The organism is Salinispora cortesiana, from assembly GCF_000484695.1.
Classification (GTDB): Bacteria; Actinomycetota; Actinomycetes; order Mycobacteriales; family Micromonosporaceae; genus Micromonospora; species Micromonospora cortesiana.
On the sequence record NZ_AXVR01000023.1, the window covers coordinates 30060 to 45858 of the forward strand.

A 15799-nucleotide genomic window follows, 5' to 3' on the forward strand; every position below is an offset into this window, starting at 1 on the left:
GTTACATGCGGGACACGTCAGTGCCGACGAGCGGGCTCGTGAGCCGGGTGTCGCAGCTGCGTGCGGAGCTCACCGGTCAGGTGATCACGCCGGACGACGCGGACTACGAGAATGCGCGCAGGGCGTTCAGCGGGAACATTGACCGGCGGCCGGCCGTCATCGCCCGCGCGGCGGACTCCGCCGACGTCTCCCGCGTCATCACGTTCGCGAAGGAGACCGGCCTGCCGTTCGCGGTACGTAGCGGTGGGCACAGCACATACGCCGTCTGGGACGACGGGCTGGTACTCGACCTGTCCGCACTCCGTGGGCTGGAAATCGATGTGGCCGGGCGGACCGCCTGGGCCGGTCCGGGGCTGACCTCCCTGGAGTACACCCGGGCGGCCACCGAGCACGGGCTGGCGACCGGGTTCGGCGACACCGGCTCGGTGGGCCTGGGTGGGCTGACCATCGGTGGTGGGGTGGGATACCTGGTACGGCGGTACGGGATGACCATCGACAGTCTGCTCGCTGCCGACGTGGTCACCGCCGACGGTGAGTTGGTCCGCGCCGACGCGGACAACGCCCCCGACCTGTTCTGGGCGATCCGTGGTGGTGGCGGTAACTTCGGCGTGGTCACCCAGCTTCAGTTCCGGCTGCACCCGGTCCGTGATGTGCTCGCCGGCATGCTCGTCCTGCCGGCCACCGCAGAGGTGATCGTGTCCTACCTCGAGGCGGCCAAGGCTGCGCCGGACGAGCTGTCCAGCATCGTGAACGTCATGCCGGCGCCGCCGATGCCGTTCTTGCCGGAGGAGTACCACGGTCAGTTGGTCGTCATGGCGGAGCTGGTGTACTGCGGCGACGACCTCGAAGCCGGGGAGCGGGCCGTGGCGCCGTTCCGGAAGATCGCCCCGCCGCTGGCTGACCTGGTCGAGGTGAAGGCCCTGTCGGACGTTTACCCGCCGGAGGACCCTGACTATCGCCCGATCACAGTGTCCCGGAACCTGTTCATCGACGACTTCGACCTGGCCACGGCCAAGCGGGTGCTGGAGTTGCTCGGCTCGTCAACCGCGATGATGCCGGTGGCGCAGTTGCGCGTGCTGGGCGGAGCGATGGCGCAGGTGCCGGCGGACGCGACCGCGTTCGCACACCGCAACCGGGAAATGATGGTCGTCGCCGCGGCGGTGTACGAAGACCTCGCCGAGACCCCGGTGCACTGGCAGTGGACCACCGAGTTCATCACCGCGGTTCGGCAGGGCGAGAAGGCCGCGTACGTCAACTTCCTGTATGACGACGGCGCGGAGCGGGTCCGCGAGGCGTACCCGGAGGCGACGTACCGGCGGCTGGCCAGCATCAAGCGCCGCTACGACCCGGATAACGTGTTCCGGCTGAACGTCAACATCCCGCCCGCCGAGTAGCGGGGCCGGGCGGCGTGAAGGCGCATTTTGGGAGATGAGTGCCCCGGGTAGGGAGTGCGAGAGTAAGTCGCACTGTGGATCAACGCACCCACGACCCGAGGGACCGCCATGCCCCAGAACGCGGAGAGACTAAACGTCGACTTTACCGAACCACCCGTGCCGCAACCACCCCCAGCCGCCACCCCCGAGCGGCCGGGGGTGTGGTGGCGCCAGCGGTACCTCTGGCTGGTACTCACTCTCGGCCTCGTTGTATTTAACTTCGTATACGCAATGCCGCGATACCTGAGCCTCGACCCGAGTCAGTCACGAAGCGTGCTTGACCCGTCGGCACCCGCGCACTTCGGGTTGCTCGTGGCGCACGTGGTCACCGGGAACGTGGCGATGGCGACGGTGCTGCTGCAGCTGTGGCCGTGGTTGCGCCGCCACTACCCGCAGGTGCACCGCGCCAGCGGACGGGTCTACATCCTGGCCGGCGCGCTGCCCTCGGCCGCGCTGGGAGTGTTCGCGCTGATTCCGCTGCGACCCGGCCCGGCTGGCAGCATCGGGCTGGGAGCCATGGGTGTGCTGTGGATCGTCACCACCGTGATCGGGTGGCGAATGGCCCGCCAGCGCCGGTATGCCGAACACCGACGCTGGATGATCTACAGCTTCGCGCTGGCGCTCGGTACCAGCTGGGGGCGCATCATCGTGGTGATCCTCACCGCGTTCCCGAGCCTTCAGGTGAGCGTTGACGTGTTGATCGAGGTCGCCAACTGGCTCGGCTGGGTGGTGAACCTGCTGATCGCGCACCTGTGGATCGAGAGCCGGGCCAAGCGGTCGAGCAAGGGCGGAGGCCAGGTCGTCACGTACTCCTCGCCGCTGCGCTGACCCACCCCGAACCGCCGGCGGGACCGCTCGTGGCGGTCCCGCCGGCGTCTGGCGAGGGGGGGTCAGCGCAGCCGGGACGAGCCAGGAACGATGTCGTCCCGGAACAGCCCGTCCGGATCGACCCGCAGCCGTACCCGATCGACCGCATCGATCACATCCGAATCTAGATGTGCCTGTGGCTGGTCGAGGCTCTCCACAAGGGTGGGGGTGGTGCGTCCGGTGTCGAACGGCGCGAGGGCGGAACGCACCACAGCGCAGTGCCGCTCGATTGTGGCGGCACCGTCCGGGCCGAAGGGAACGGCCGTGCCCAGGTAGGCGTAGGCCGCGTCCAGGTGCCGGAACGCGCCGCCGGTCTCGGGCGGGACGGCGAGTGCGCCACCGAGGTGCCGTAGCTCAGCGCTGACCAGTGGGGATCCCGAGCCGGGTCCGGTTGAGTCCAGGAAGGCAGCCGCGGCGGGGTCGCTCAGCTCGCTGAGGAGCAGGTGGTCGCCCATGATCGGCGCAGGTTCGTCCGGGCTCAGCTGCGCCCGCGCCACCTCGTCGGGTGAGCACAGCTGCCACGTGTCCAGCACCGGCCCCTCGATCGTTCGGAGCGGGCCCAGCAGATGCTCTGCCTGCTGGCGGGCCAGCCGCGGATCCAGCTCCGAGCCCAGGATCGTGCCGGCGACACCGATCACGGTCGTGGCCCGCAGCGCCTCCGGCACCATCGGCAGGTCCGGCAGGTTGAAGATCTGCAACGAGGTGGTTGCCTCCGGTGGCGCGTCCGCCGTCCACCCGCGCCAGCGATCCAGCACCTCGGCGGTCCGCGTACTCGGCCAGTAGGTGGCGCCGGTGTACACCCGGCGGGCGGGGAACAGGGCGATCTCGACCGCGGTCACCACACCGAACCCACCGCCACCGCCGCGTACCGCCCAGAAGAGCCCCGGGTCCTCGGCCGGGTCCACCCGGCGTAACTCGTTGTCGGCGGTGACCAGCTCCACTGCCCTTACGCTGTTGAGCGCAAGGCCCACCTTCCGGCCGTAGACGCTGATCCCGCCGCGCAGCGAGTAGCCCACCACACCCACGTCCCCGGACGTGCCATGCGGCGCGGCCAGCCCGTACGCGGCGGCGGCGTCGGCTACCTCGGCCCACCGGGTGCCGGCCGGCACCCGCACCAGCCGACGCTGTGGGTCCACCCGAACCCCGCCGTCGAGCTGGGTCCGGATGAGCACCGCCGCACCCATCGCCCGGGCGGCACCGGCGCCGTGCCCGGTGCTGTGCACCCGGACCGCCAGCCGCTCGGCGCGGGCGAATCGGATTGCGGCCTGGACATCGTCGACAGTGTGTGCGGTCCCGGCTGCCACCGGTCTCGGCGGTTCGCGCAGGTTGAACACCTGCGTGGCGGCGTCGTACCCGGGCTCGCCCGCCATCGCGGCGACCAACCTCGGTCCATCTGCCATGGGCATAGGAGACCTCCTGACCGGTCATTGACTTGGCCGCCGTTCACTGTCACACGCCGTCGTACCGCGTGGATCTCGTGGAATGCGCATCTGCCGTGGCGGGTGGGACCCCGGTGCCGCGGGCGAGAACTCCACCCGCACCGCTTCGGCGGATTGCGCAGTGTGGAAGACGCGGTGACGTCGGGTCGCCGTACACCCTGGAACGACCTGCACCGATTCGCCCTACTGGAGGCAGACGTGGACGACGAGTCGCTGTTCGTCATCGATCCGGCCGGTGCCGACATCCACGGCGAGGGTGCCCGGCTACGGGCCAGTGGGCCGGTCACCCGGGTGCTGCTGCCGGGCGGAGTCGAGGCGTGGTCGGTGACCGGCTACCACGCTGCCCGGCAGGTCCTGGCGGACGCGCGCTTCGCCAAGAACGCCCGGCAGCACTGGCCGGCGTACGTCAACGGCGACCTGGGCCCGGACTTCCCGCTGATCGCCTGGGCCCGGATGGACAATATGTCCACAACGGATGGTGAGTCGCATGCCCGCCAACGCCGGCTCGTCGCCGGCGCGTTCAGCCCGCAGCGGATCGCCGCGTTGCAGCCGCGCGTCGAGCGGGCCGTGGCCCGCGCGCTGGACGAACTGGCTGCGCAGGCGGCCGAGCAGCCGGGCGAACCGATCGACCTCAAGGAGCGGTACGCGCACCTGGTGGCGGCACGCGTGATCGGGGAGCTGCTCGGGGTGCCCGACAGCGACCCGGACGGCATTCTGGACCGCGCCGGCTATATCGAGTCGACCCCGCAGCGGGCCGCCGCGGAGTTCGCCCTGCTGCGGAGCAAGATCGAGGCATTGGTCGCGGCGAAGCGCCGGACGCCGGGGGAGGACCTGATCAGCGACCTGATCGCGGCCCAGCCGGGCGGGTGCCCGGTGACCGGCGCAGGCGCCGGATCCGACGCCGAACTGGTCGGTCTGGCGCAGCTGATGCTCAACACCGGCGCCGAGCCGGCGCGGAATCTCATCACCAATACCGTGCTGGCGCTGCTCACCCGGCCCGGTCAGCGCGCCCAGGTGATGGGCGGCGAGGTGAGCTGGGGCGACGTGGTGGAGGAGACGCTGCGCACCGATGCGCCGGTCGCGCACCTGCCGTTCCGGTTCGCGACGGAGGAGGTCACGATCGCCGGTACGACCATCTCCCCGGGCGACCCGGTACTGGTCGGGTACGCCGCGACGGGCCGTGACCCGGAGCTGCACGGCGCCACCGCGGGGGAGTTCGACGCCCGGCGCGCGGACAAACGGCACCTGGCGTTCGGCCATGGCGTGCACCGGTGCGTCGGCCCGGCGTTGACTCGCATGGAAGTGCGCATCGCGGTGCAGGCCCTGTTCACGCGGTTCCCCGGGGTGCGTCTGGCGGTGGAGCCGAAGGAACTGGTCGGACAGGGGACATTCATCATGAATGGCCGCCGCGAGCTGCCGGTCCAGGGATTGTGTGCGCAACCCTGACCGACCTATGACCGCACGATTCGCTGCCGCAGGCATTTATTGTTGCGGATTTTCTTATCTCGTGGCCGCTGTAGTCGAACCAGCAGGTGCGGCGTCGACGGAACATGCGCCCGGCGGGGGCTGACGGGCGCGTCCCGGGCACCGGCCAACCGTACTTCTCGAACAGTTCCGGACGTCGCTGGGTGCCTCGCGTCGTCGTGGCTCGGAGTAGTTGTCGGTGGCGGCAATCACGAAGATGCGTGGCCCCAGGGGGCTGATGAGAATCGGGAATGCGTTACAAAGCAGGGCTTCAAGTATCCATTCACAAAATTCTTAGGGGGCATATATGACGACGGTTGGAACTGATGTCGCCGTCGACCTCAACGGCGAGACGCTCGGCCTTCTGGACCTGTGCCGCGTCGCCGAGGACCACGCCCCGGTTGTGCTGAGTGCCCGGGTGTTGCAGCGCGCGGCGGTGATCCGGGAGCAGTTCGAGGAGACCGTGCGGCAGAACATCCCGATCTACGGGGTGACCACCGGCTACGGCGAGATGATCTACATGCTCGTTGATCCGGCCAAGGAGACCGAGCTGCAGACCAACCTGGTGCGCAGCCACAGCGCCGGCGTCGGCCCGCTGCTGAGTGAGACCGAGGCGCGGGCCATGCTCACCGCACGGCTCAACGCCTTCGCCAAAGGGCACTCTGCCGTCCGGCCCGCCGTGCTCGAACGGATCGCGCTCTACCTCAACGAGGGCCTCATACCGGCCGTTCCGGAGATCGGATCGCTGGGTGCCAGCGGCGACCTCGCCCCGCTCGCTCACCTGGCGAGCTCGTTGATCGGCGAGGGCTACCTGCTGCGCGACGGGGTGCGGGTGCCGACCGGTCCGGTGCTGCGTTCGCTGGGCGTTGAGCCGCTGCAGCTACGGTTCAAGGAGGGCCTGGCGCTGATCAACGGCACATCGGCGATGACCGGTGTCGGCTCCCTGGTGGCCCAGCACGCCATGGCGCAGGCCCAGCACGCGGAGATCGCCGCCGCGCTGGTCATCGAGGTGCTGCAGGGCTCGCTGAGTCCGTTTCAGCCGGAGGGCCACGAGGCTCGTCCGCACGCCGGGCAAATCACCAGCGCCGCCAACATGCGCGCGTTGATGAACGGCAGCAGGCTGACCGTCGAGCATGCGGACCTCCGTCGGCAGGTGGCCGCGAGCAAGGAGAACGGCAACGGCAACGGCTCGGTGTTCCGCTCCGACGTCTTCCTGCAGAAGGCGTACTCGCTGCGCTGCGTGCCGCAGGTGATCGGGGCGGTCCGGGACACCCTCGGGCACGCCCGGCTCAAGCTTGAGATCGAGCTCAACTCGGCCAACGACAACCCGCTGTTCTTCGCCGACCGGGAGGTCTTCCACGGCGCGAACTTCCACGGCCAACCGATCGCGTTCGTGATGGACTTCCTGACGATCGCGCTCACCCAGCTCGGCGTGCTCTCCGAGCGACGCAGCAACCGCCTGCTGAGCAAGCACCTGAACTATGGTCTGCCGGAGTTCCTGATCAAGGGTGAGCCCGGGCTGCACAGCGGTTTCGCCGGTGCGCAGTACCCGGCCACCGCACTGATCGCGGAGAACCGGACGATCGGCCCGGCCAGCATCCACAGCGTGCCGTCCAACGGCGACAACCAGGACGTGGTCAGCATGGGCCTGATCGGCACCCGCAACGCGCGTCGGGTGCTGCGCAACAACAACATCATCCTGGCTCTCGAGTTCCTCGCCGGCGCGCAGGCGGTGGATGTCTCCGGGCGACTCGACCGGTTGAGCCCGGCCGGCCGGGTCACGTACGACACCATTCGGTCGCTCGTGCCGACCCTTGAGGACGACCGCTACATGGCCGACGACCTTGAACTGGTCGCCGCCGAGCTCGAGCGCGGCACCCTGCTCGACGCCTTGCGCAACGCCGGTATCAGCCTTCAGTGAGGAGAGATCACGCATGACCACGACCTCGGAAACCCAGCAGGCGACGGCGGAGCTCTCCCTGCAACAGCAGTTTCTCCGTATCTTTGCCCAGGGCTTCGAGTCCGGGCCGTTCGGCCCGCACTACACGGAGGTCTTCGGGTGGCGGGTGCGCGGGCGCATCGACCTGCCGGCCATCCGCCGTGCGTTGGCCGATGTGGTCGAGCGGCACGAGGCGCTGCGCACCGTGGTTAGCCTGGAGGACGGCGGCTCGCAGCGCGTGCTCCCCACGGTGGAGCCCGAGCTGCTGGTGGTCGACCTGGACGGGGCGCCGGACGCGGACCGGGAGCAGCTCGCCGAGCAGCTCATGATCGAGGCAGAGACCCGGCCCTTCCCGGTCGACCAGGTCCCATTGCTGCGGGCCGTGCTCGGCCGTTTCGACGAGCAGGACTCCGTCCTGGTGCTGTGCGCCCACCACAGCGCTGCCGACGTCTGGTCGATCCAGGTGGTTCTGCGGGATCTAGCCGAGTGCTACACCGCTCGCGTGGCCGGTGACGAGCCGCGGCTGCCCGAAGTGAACCAGTACCGGGACTACGTCGTCGCGCAGCAGCAGGAGTCCGGCGGGCCAGGGGTGGCCGCCGCACTGGAGTACTGGCGCGAGGCCCTGCGTGGCGCCCGGATCCTGACCGCACCGGTGCGTCGTACCGGACAGGACCCCGGGACGAGCTACCACCGCTTCACCACCGACGCGCAGCTGAGCACGGAGGTTCCCCGGCTTGCCAAGGCGACGCGAAGCTCGACGTTCATGGTGTTGTTCGCCGCGTTCACCGTCTTCTTGAACCGCCGCACCGGGGCGACCGACATCGTGGTGCCCACCTTCGCGCCGGGCCGTCGGCACCAGTTCCAGTCCACGGTCGGATCGTTCTTCAACTTCGTCCCGCTGCGGGTGGATCTGGACGGCTGCCGGAACTTCCGCGACGTCATCGCGCGCGCCAGGACAGCCTGCATCGGCGCCTTCTCGCACGAGCTGCCGCTGCTGCACGTGCTCGCCGAGGCGCCCGAGCTGATGTCCTCGGTCGGCCCCGACGCGGTGCCGACCCTGTTCCAGGCCGTCCAGCCGCCTTACCTGATGCAGGGGCACCGGATCGGCGACCTCGAGTACTCGGCGATCTGGCGGCGGGTCCTCCCGCAGCAACTGGGCTCCGAAACCCCCGACGGGATGATCTGGTCGATGCACCTCGGCGCCACCGAGGTGGTCGGCGGGCTCAGCTTCAGCCGGCACCTGTTCGAGCGAGCCGAGGTTGAGGAGCAGGCAGCCGCGTTCCTGAGCCTGATCAGTGAGCTGGTGGCCAACCCGGACCGGGCGATCTGAGGCGCGGGGCCATGACCGTGACCGAGAACACGCCCGGCGAGTCCGGGCCACCCGAGCCGGAGGTTACCCCGGCCGTGCTGGTCGAGCGGGCCAGAGCCATGGCACCGGCCCTGGTCGCCCGTCAGCACGAGACCGAGCAGCGGACCTACTACGCCGAGGACACCCACCGGGCGTTCCGGGACGCGGGCTTCTACCGCATTACGGTGCCCCGACGCTACGGCGGCTACGAGTTCGGCTTCGACACCTTCCTGCGGATCGCGATGATCCTCTGTCGGGCCTGCCCGTCCACGGGATGGATGTACTGCCTGGGCGCGGCGCACTCGCTCTTCGCCGGCAGCATGTTCGGGGAGAAGGCGCAGGCCGAGATTTTCAGCGGCGGTGACCTCATCGCGCCGCTGGTCAACGCCCCGCACGGCACCGCCCAGCGGGCCGACGACGGTGGCTGGGTCCTGGACGGCGTCTGGCGGTACTGCTCCGGCGCGCCGTACGCGACCCACCTGATCGGCAACACCGTGATCGTCGGGGAGGACGCGGACCCGCCCCGGCGGCTGCTGTTCATCGCGCCCCGCGACCAGTGGGAGATGCTCGACGACTGGGGCGGGCAACTGGGCCTCAAGGGCAGTGGGTCGCACAGCATCCGGATCTCCGGTGGGCGTATCCCCGAGCACTTCGGCATCGAGGTCAACTTCGAGGAGATCTCGGTGACCGAGGGCACCCCGGGTCGCGAGCTGCACGAGCACCCGCAGTACGGCGGGGCACCGGCAAGCTCGATGGCGCTGGAAGGCGCGCACATCGCAGTCGGTATGTGCCAGGGCGCGCTCGACGCGTACACGGAGTTGATGTTCTCCCGCACCACGGTCTTCCCACCCTTTCCGCCGCGGGCGGAGGATCCTGACTACCAGCTCTGGTACGGGCGGGCGTGCGGCATGATCGACGCCGCCGAGACGCTCGTGCTGGCAGCCTCGCGGCGCTGGCACGAGTTGTCCGAGCAGCCGGTCGGGGCGTTCACCCCCGAGGAGGATCTGCGGATCGCCGTCACCTGCCGGGAGGCCACCGACCTGGCCTGGCGGGCCGTTGACGAGATTCTGCAGCCGACCGCCGGCAGCCCAGCTGTACGGGAGGGGACACGCTTTGAACGGGTCTGGCGTGACCTTTCCACCGGGCGTACGCACGTCAGTTCCGCCGTACTGCTCACCACCGTGGCCAACCGGGGATATGCCCAGCTGAGGCTGCAAAACGGACGTCATTGACCCGTTGCGGCCTCCCCTCCCGGTGCCGGTCCCCTTTCGACCGGTGGCGGCACGGCAGCTCGGGAGGTGTGTTGCGGAAGCCGCAGCTGCGAAAGTGTAGATCGAAGGCTCTAGAGTTCGAGGAGATTTGATGGATGCCGTCACTGTTCTATCGCGAAACGAATTGGTGAAACGCGCAGCAGAACTCGGCCCGGTGCTGAGGGAAAATGCGCAGTCGTCGGAGGAGCAGCGGCGGCTCAACGCTGAGACCCTCGAATCGCTGAGTGGTTCTGGCCTGTTGCGGATGCGGGTTCCGCATCGTTTCGGCGGCTTCGAGTCGGATGCGCGGACCGTTGCTGACGTGCTGGCGGAGCTGGCGCGTGGCGACGGTTCCGCGGCGTGGACCGCGTCGGTGTGGCTGATCAGCAGTTGGATGGTCGGTCTGTTCCCGGATCCGGTGCGGGAGGAGGTCTTCGCGGATCCGGATGTACGGATCAGCGGCATTCTCAGTCCGACGGCGATGGCGGTGCCGGTCGAGGGCGGCTACCGGGTGAACGGTAAGTGGGCGTTCAACACGGGCTGCCTGCACAGTTCGTGGAATGTGAACGCCGCCGTGCGGCCGGCCCCGGACGGTCAGTTCGAGCCGGTGATGGTGCTGATCCCGATGAGCGAACTGCACATCGTCGATGACTGGCACACGGCGGGGATGCGGGGGTCGGGCAGCGTGTCCACAGTCGCCGAGGAGGTGTTCGTGCCGGAGGAGCGGCTGCTGCCGATGGGGCCGGTGATTGGCGGGGCTCATCCGTTGCAGCAGGACCCGTCGGCGCCGATGTGGCGTGCGCCGTTCATGCCGATTGCGTGCACGACCGTGGGGGCGGTGGCCTCCGGGCTGGCGCAGGGAGCCCGGGACGCCTTCATGGCACGCCTGCCGGGTCGGAAGATCACCTACACCGACTATGCGGAGCAGGAGGCGGCGCCGGTGACGCACCTGCAGGTGGCCGATGCGACGGTCCGGGTGGACGAGGCCGCATTCCACGTCGCTCGCATGGCCGACCTGATCGACGACAAGGCCGTGACGGGGCAGGCGTGGTCGCTGGAGGAGCGGGGTCGGGCTCGTCTCGATCTCGGCGCGGCGTGTCTGCGGGCGAAGGAGGCCGTGGACGTGTTCGCGGGCGCCAGCGGCGGATCGTCGCTGCGACTTGATGTGCCGATCCAGCGGATCGAGCGGGACATCAGAGCGCTGCACCTGCACGCGATCATGCACCCGAACACGAACTTCGAACTGTACGGGCGAATGGCCTGCGGGCTCGCTCCCAACACCCAGTACCTCTGAACCCTTGCGAGGAGCAGCGACATGACCACTCAGCAGCAGCCGGCTACCGTGGACGTCGCCCAGCGGGTCGCCGCGATCTGGACCGACGTCCTCGGGCCGGGCTCCAACCGGCCCGGCGCCACGTTCTTCGAGCTCGACGGGCAGTCGATCGCCGCCGTGCAGATCGTCGCGGCGGTCGAGGAACAACTGGGCGTCACGCTTGACATCGGTGACCTGTTCGAGGATCCGGACCTGGAGACCCTTACCCGGGACATCCAGGTGCGCGTCGAGGAGTGAGCGTGGTGACTGAACTGACCCACGTCAACCGGGCGGCTCCGCTTGACGCCGTCGTCGGGGCCCTGGAACGCGACGGAGCGGTGATCGTCGAGGACTTCGTTGACGCTGAGACGCTCGTTGGGCTCCGGGCCGACCTCGGCTCCGGCCTCGAGGCGGCCGGCTACAGTGAGAGCGGCTACGACGGGCAGAAGACCAAGCGGCTGTCCAGCCTCTTCCATCGGTCACCGCGCCACATGACCAGCGTGGTTCTTCAACCGCAGTTCCTCGGCGCCGCCCGGCGCCTGCTGCAGCGGCCCACGCACATGTGGATCGGCAAGGTCCGGATGGACGTGACGCCGAGCATCCAGGTCAGCTTCACCCAGGCGATCCGGATCGATCCGGGTCAGGGTAGGCAGCCGCTACACCGCGACGACGCGATGCATCTGTGGCGGCACCCGGGACCGCCGTGCCGGCTGCAGCTGATGTTGGCCCTGACCGACTTCACCGCCGCCAACGGTGCGACCCTGGTCATTCCCGGCAGCCACCACTGGGACGACGAGCGGGCGCCGACCTACGCCGAGACTGTTCCGGCCGTCATGCCCGCCGGCTCCGCGCTGCTCTGGCCGGGCGGTGTCTACCACGGTGGCGGAGCCAACACCACGGCCGAGTCGCGGCACAGCCTCTCCGTCGCGCTCGACCTGGGCAACCTGCGGCAGGAGGAGAACCAGTACCTCGCCGTACCGCGGGAGACCGTGCAGCAGCTGCCGGAAGAGGTGCAGCGGCTGCTCGGCTGGGACCGCTGCCCGCCCGGCCTCGGACAGGTCGAGACGCAGGATCCGCTCCTGCTGCTGGAGCGGACTCAGCAGGAGCTTTCCGCACGGCCACGAGGGGCGAACCCGTTGAGCTAGACGCCCCTCGCCCCCAGGTGCCACCCGATCGGGTTGGCCCGGCAGCAGCCGGTGCGCTCCGCGACAGCAGGCGCACCGGCTGCGTTGTTGCGGTGTTCGACGGCGCCGCGGTCGCCGTCGAACCGCACGAGTGAGCACATTTGGAGAACGGGCTGGGCGACTGCGGGCGGCCGGCGCTGAGCACCGCAGGAGATGCCCGGTCGTCGCGCCGGTGTGAAGGTGGGGGGCATGACCGTCAATGTGATCGTGGTCGAGTCGGACCCCACGCCGGCTGCTCTGTCTTCCGCTCCGGCCGGACGAACCCGGGCCGCGGCGCCCGGGTTCGTAGCGGGGCGGCCCGGGTTCGGCAGCAGGCTCTTCCCGTTCCGGTACGTCCTTGCACGCGGTTCCGGAGCGCAGCGGTGACCCGCCCGCTGACCGGCGAGGAGTACGTCGAGAGCCTGCGTGACCACCGGGCGGTCTTCCTGCACGGAGAACGGGTCAAGGACGTCACCACCCACCCGGCTTTCCGCAACCCGGTCCGGATGACCGCTCGACTCTACGAAGCGCTGCACGACCCGGCGAACCGTGAGGTGCTGACCGCGCCAACGGACACCGGCTCGGGCGGCTTCACGCACCCGTTCTACCGCACCCCGCACACGATCGAGGAGATGGTCGCCGACCAGCGGGCGATCGCGGCCTGGGCGCGGATGAGCTACGGCTGGATGGGCCGCAGCCCCGACTACAAGGCGTCGTTCCTTGGGACGCTCGGGGCCAACGCCGGCTTCTACGCGCCGTTTAGCGACAATGCCGAGCGTTGGTACCGCGAGTCGCAGGAGAAGGTTCTTTTCTGGAACCACGCCATCGTGCACCCTCCGGTGGACCGTAACCGGCCGCCGGACGAGGTGGCCGATGTGTACATTCGGGTCGACCGGGAGACGGACTCCGGCCTCGTCGTCAGCGGGGCCAAGGTGGTCGCCACCGGGTCGGCGCTGAGCCACTACAACTTCATCGCGCACTTCGGCCTGCCGATCCGCAAGAAGGAGTTTGCCCTGATCGCCACCGTGCCGATGGGCGCGGCCGGGGTGAAGCTGATCTGCCGCCCGTCGTACAGCGCGACCGCAGCCACGGTCGGCACGCCGTATGACTATCCGCTGTCCTCCCGGCTCGACGAGAACGACACCATCCTGGTGCTGGACAAAGTGCTGATTCCCTGGGAGAACGTGTTTGTCTACGGAAACCTTGGCAAGGTACAGATGTTCGCCGGCCAGTCGGGCTTCGCCGAGCGATTCACCTTTCACGGCTGCACCCGCCTCGCGGTCAAACTGGAATTCCTCGCCGGGCTGCTGGCCAAGGCGTTGGAGCTGACCGGGACCAAGGACTTCCGCGGGGTGCAGAGCCGGCTGGGTGAGGTGCTCGCATGGCGCAACCTGTTCTGGGGCCTGTCTGACGCCGCCGCCCGCAACCCGGTGCAGTGGAAGAACGGCGCGCTGCTGCCGAATCCGCAGTACGGCATGGCGTACCGCTGGTTCATGCAGGTTGGCTACCCGCGGGTCAAGGAGATCATCCAACAGGATGTGGCCAGCGGGCTCATCTACGTGAACTCCAGCGCCGAGGATTTCCACAACCCGGAGATTCGGCCGTACCTGGACCGGTACCTGCGTGGGTCGGACGGCTCCGACGCCGAGCAGCGGGTCAAGGTGATGAAGTTGCTCTGGGACGCGACCGGTACCGAGTTCGGTGGCCGGCACGAGCTCTACGAACGTAACTACGCCGGAAACCACGAGAACACCCGCGTGGAACTGCTGCACGCGCAGACTGCGAACGGTCTGCTCGACGGCTACAAGACCTTCGCTGAGCAGTGCCTTGCCGAGTACGACCTGGACGGTTGGACGGCACCCGACCTGTGGGCGCCGCATCGCTGAGGACTCGCAGCGTGCTCTCCTGCCGGCGAGCACGTGCGCGGGAGACCGGCGTCTGGAATGGAAGCAGACTCAGGTCATGACTGTGCAGGTGGTAGAGCGTCTCTTCCGCGAGCGCGCACCCGAGGAGGTCGCGCTCAGGTGGGAATCCGAGGAGTTCGTCGTCCGGGACCTGCGCTCCCGAGCGGCCCGGGTCGCCGGTGCGCTCGCCGGTCTGGCCGGCCGGCCAGTCGCCGTACGGGTGCCACCTGGCCCGGACCGCTACGCGGCGCTCCTCGGCGTACTGTGGGCTGGTGCGCACATTGTCTGGTTCGGCACCGGGGCGGCCGGCGAGCGCGGCCGGATGATCCTGGACGACGTGCGCCCGGCTGCCGTGCTCACCGCCGGCGTCCCGGACGACCTCGTCAGCTGGTACGCCACCCACGTGGGCGTCACGCCCGTGGACGTGACGAACCTGCCCGAGGTGTCCGCACCCGAGCCGGACGTACGGCCGAACGACTGGGCCTACCTTGCGCACACGTCGGGGTCCACCGGTCGGCCCAAGGGGGTACCGCAGACACACGCGGCGCTGGCCCAGTTCAGCCTGTGGTTCGCCGCCGCCTTCGGGCTCACCCCGGGCGTCCGGGTGGCCCAGTGGGTGCACCCAGAGCACGATCCAGCGATCTGCGAGACCTTCGCCGCCCTGGTCTCCGGGGCAGCGTTGTGTCCCGTGCCGGAGAAGGTCCGCGCTCACCCCCAGCGGATGCTCGACTGGCTCGCTGACGAGCGCATCGACGTGCTACAGACCGTGCCGAGCTTCGCCCGTGAGTTGGCTCGTGCGGGCGGTACACTGCCGCTGCGGCGGCTGGTTCTGATGGGCGAGGCGGTCTCGCCTGACCTGGTGGCAGCGCTACACGACGCCTCCCCGGGGATCGAACTGTATAACCTCTACGGCCCCACCGAGACGGTCGCGGCGACCTGGCACCAGATCCCGCGGGGCGAGTCCGGGGCGGTGCCGATCGGCCGCGCCATCCCCGGGCGTGAGGTGTTGGTGCTCAACGATGCGGACGTCGAGGCAGACGAAGGGGAGATAGTGGTAGGCAGTCCGTACGTCACGCCCGGCTATCTACGGGGTGGGCGAAACTATCCCGCGTTCCGTCCGATCGCCGGCCGTGGCCCCGGCCCGTGGTACCGCACCGGCGATCGGGGCCGGCGGCGCCCGGACGGGCTGCTGGAGTTTCGCGGCCGCAACGACCAGCAGGTGAAGGTTCAGGGCCACCGGATCGAACTCGCCGAAGTCGAGGCCGTGCTCGGCGCGCATCCGTCGGTGCTCGAGTGCGCCGTGCTGGCAGTCCCCGCAGAGGACGGAATCGTCACCTCGCTGGTGGCCTACGTGGTGTCGCGCGCGGACGACCCGCCGCAGAGGCAGTGGCGGGCGCACGTTCGGCAGCGCTTCGGTGACGTGTTGCTGCCGCTGAGGTTCCGGGTTGTATCCGAGGCGCTGCCGCGTACCGCGACCGGCAAGGTCGACGGCCGGCGGCTGCAGTACGGCTGATCGCCACTCCTGGCACCGCGTTAGGCACTCATCGCGTTCCCTCGCCCGTTCGAGCTAGCCCTGCCTCGACGGTGAACTCCCGTGGTTGTCGACGACGAGCACCGAGTCGCCGACGATGCTGCCGGGGTCGACGATGAGCACCGAGTCGAACTCGATGTCCGACAGGG

General features: G+C 69.2%; 12 protein-coding genes. 11 read left to right on the forward strand and 1 reads right to left on the reverse strand.

What is annotated here, in order from left to right:
- Positions 1 to 5 precede the first annotated feature (5 nt).
- Together K228_RS0112465 and K228_RS0112470 are read left to right on the forward strand one after the other, a co-directional pair.
- Positions 6 to 1394 (forward strand): FAD-binding oxidoreductase, encoded by a 1389-nt coding sequence (locus K228_RS0112465; protein WP_025618740.1) that lies wholly within the window; start codon positions 6 to 8, stop codon positions 1392 to 1394.
- 270 nt (positions 1395 to 1664) lie between these two features.
- Positions 1665 to 2261, forward strand: a complete 597-nt coding sequence (locus tag K228_RS0112470; protein WP_245603465.1) for a DUF2306 domain-containing protein — start codon at positions 1665 to 1667, stop codon at positions 2259 to 2261.
- A 62-nt stretch (positions 2262 to 2323) separates the two neighbouring features.
- Here K228_RS0112470 and K228_RS0112475 read toward each other — a convergent pair whose 3' ends face one another.
- Positions 2324 to 3700, reverse strand: coding sequence for an FAD-binding protein (locus tag K228_RS0112475; protein WP_245603466.1), 1377 nt, complete (start codon positions 3698 to 3700; stop codon positions 2324 to 2326).
- Between the two features lie 174 nt (positions 3701 to 3874).
- On the opposite strand from K228_RS0112475, the gene K228_RS0112480 reads away from it, so the two are divergent.
- The 9 genes from K228_RS0112480 to K228_RS0112525 all read left to right on the forward strand — a co-directional run bounded on the left by K228_RS0112480 (position 3875) and on the right by K228_RS0112525 (position 15632).
- Complete coding sequence (locus tag K228_RS0112480) at positions 3875 to 5185, forward strand: cytochrome P450 family protein (protein WP_245603467.1); 1311 nt, start codon at positions 3875 to 3877, stop codon at positions 5183 to 5185.
- Positions 5186 to 5510: 325 nt separating this feature from the next.
- Entirely contained in the window at positions 5511 to 7124 is a 1614-nt protein-coding gene (gene cmdF, locus K228_RS0112485) for a tyrosine 2,3-aminomutase (protein ID WP_025618744.1), read from the forward strand.
- Between the two features lie 13 nt (positions 7125 to 7137).
- A complete protein-coding gene (locus K228_RS0112490) occupies positions 7138 to 8472 on the forward strand; it encodes a condensation domain-containing protein (RefSeq protein WP_025618745.1) in 1335 nt (444 codons plus the stop codon).
- Positions 8473 to 8483: 11 nt separating this feature from the next.
- Positions 8484 to 9722: an acyl-CoA dehydrogenase family protein gene (locus K228_RS0112495; protein ID WP_025618746.1), complete on the forward strand. Its 1239-nt coding sequence runs from the start codon at positions 8484 to 8486 to the stop codon at positions 9720 to 9722.
- 130 nt (positions 9723 to 9852) lie between these two features.
- Complete coding sequence (locus K228_RS0112500; RefSeq protein WP_025618747.1) at positions 9853 to 11034, forward strand: acyl-CoA dehydrogenase family protein; 1182 nt, start codon at positions 9853 to 9855, stop codon at positions 11032 to 11034.
- 21 nt (positions 11035 to 11055) lie between these two features.
- Positions 11056 to 11310, forward strand: a complete 255-nt coding sequence (locus K228_RS0112505) for a phosphopantetheine-binding protein (RefSeq protein ID WP_025618748.1) — start codon at positions 11056 to 11058, stop codon at positions 11308 to 11310.
- A 5-nt stretch (positions 11311 to 11315) separates the two neighbouring features.
- Positions 11316 to 12197, forward strand: coding sequence for a phytanoyl-CoA dioxygenase family protein (locus K228_RS0112510; RefSeq protein WP_025618749.1), 882 nt, complete (start codon positions 11316 to 11318; stop codon positions 12195 to 12197).
- 401 nt (positions 12198 to 12598) lie between these two features.
- Positions 12599 to 14101 (forward strand): 4-hydroxyphenylacetate 3-hydroxylase family protein, encoded by a 1503-nt coding sequence (locus K228_RS0112520; RefSeq protein ID WP_025618750.1) that lies wholly within the window; start codon positions 12599 to 12601, stop codon positions 14099 to 14101.
- Between the two features lie 76 nt (positions 14102 to 14177).
- Positions 14178 to 15632 carry an amino acid adenylation domain-containing protein gene (locus tag K228_RS0112525; RefSeq protein ID WP_025618751.1) on the forward strand — a complete coding sequence of 485 codons (1455 nt, stop codon included), beginning with the start codon at positions 14178 to 14180 and terminating at the stop codon, positions 15630 to 15632.
- Positions 15633 to 15799 lie beyond the last annotated feature (167 nt).

Excerpts from the sequence above, each read along its gene's own strand:
- K228_RS0112465 (WP_025618740.1), top strand. The coding sequence starts at position 6 with ATGCGGGACACGTCAGTGCCGACGAGCGGGCTCGTGAGCCGGGTGTCG.
- K228_RS0112470 (WP_245603465.1), top strand. The coding sequence starts at position 1,665 with ATGCCGCGATACCTGAGCCTCGACCCGAGTCAGTCACGAAGCGTGCTT.
- K228_RS0112475 (WP_245603466.1), bottom strand. The coding sequence starts at position 3,700 with ATGGCAGATGGACCGAGGTTGGTCGCCGCGATGGCGGGCGAGCCCGGG.
- cmdF (WP_025618744.1), top strand. The coding sequence starts at position 5,511 with ATGACGACGGTTGGAACTGATGTCGCCGTCGACCTCAACGGCGAGACG.
- K228_RS0112490 (WP_025618745.1), top strand. The coding sequence starts at position 7,138 with ATGACCACGACCTCGGAAACCCAGCAGGCGACGGCGGAGCTCTCCCTG.
- K228_RS0112495 (WP_025618746.1), top strand. The coding sequence starts at position 8,484 with ATGACCGTGACCGAGAACACGCCCGGCGAGTCCGGGCCACCCGAGCCG.
- K228_RS0112500 (WP_025618747.1), top strand. The coding sequence starts at position 9,853 with ATGGATGCCGTCACTGTTCTATCGCGAAACGAATTGGTGAAACGCGCA.
- K228_RS0112505 (WP_025618748.1), top strand. The coding sequence starts at position 11,056 with ATGACCACTCAGCAGCAGCCGGCTACCGTGGACGTCGCCCAGCGGGTC.
- K228_RS0112525 (WP_025618751.1), top strand. The coding sequence starts at position 14,178 with ATGACTGTGCAGGTGGTAGAGCGTCTCTTCCGCGAGCGCGCACCCGAG.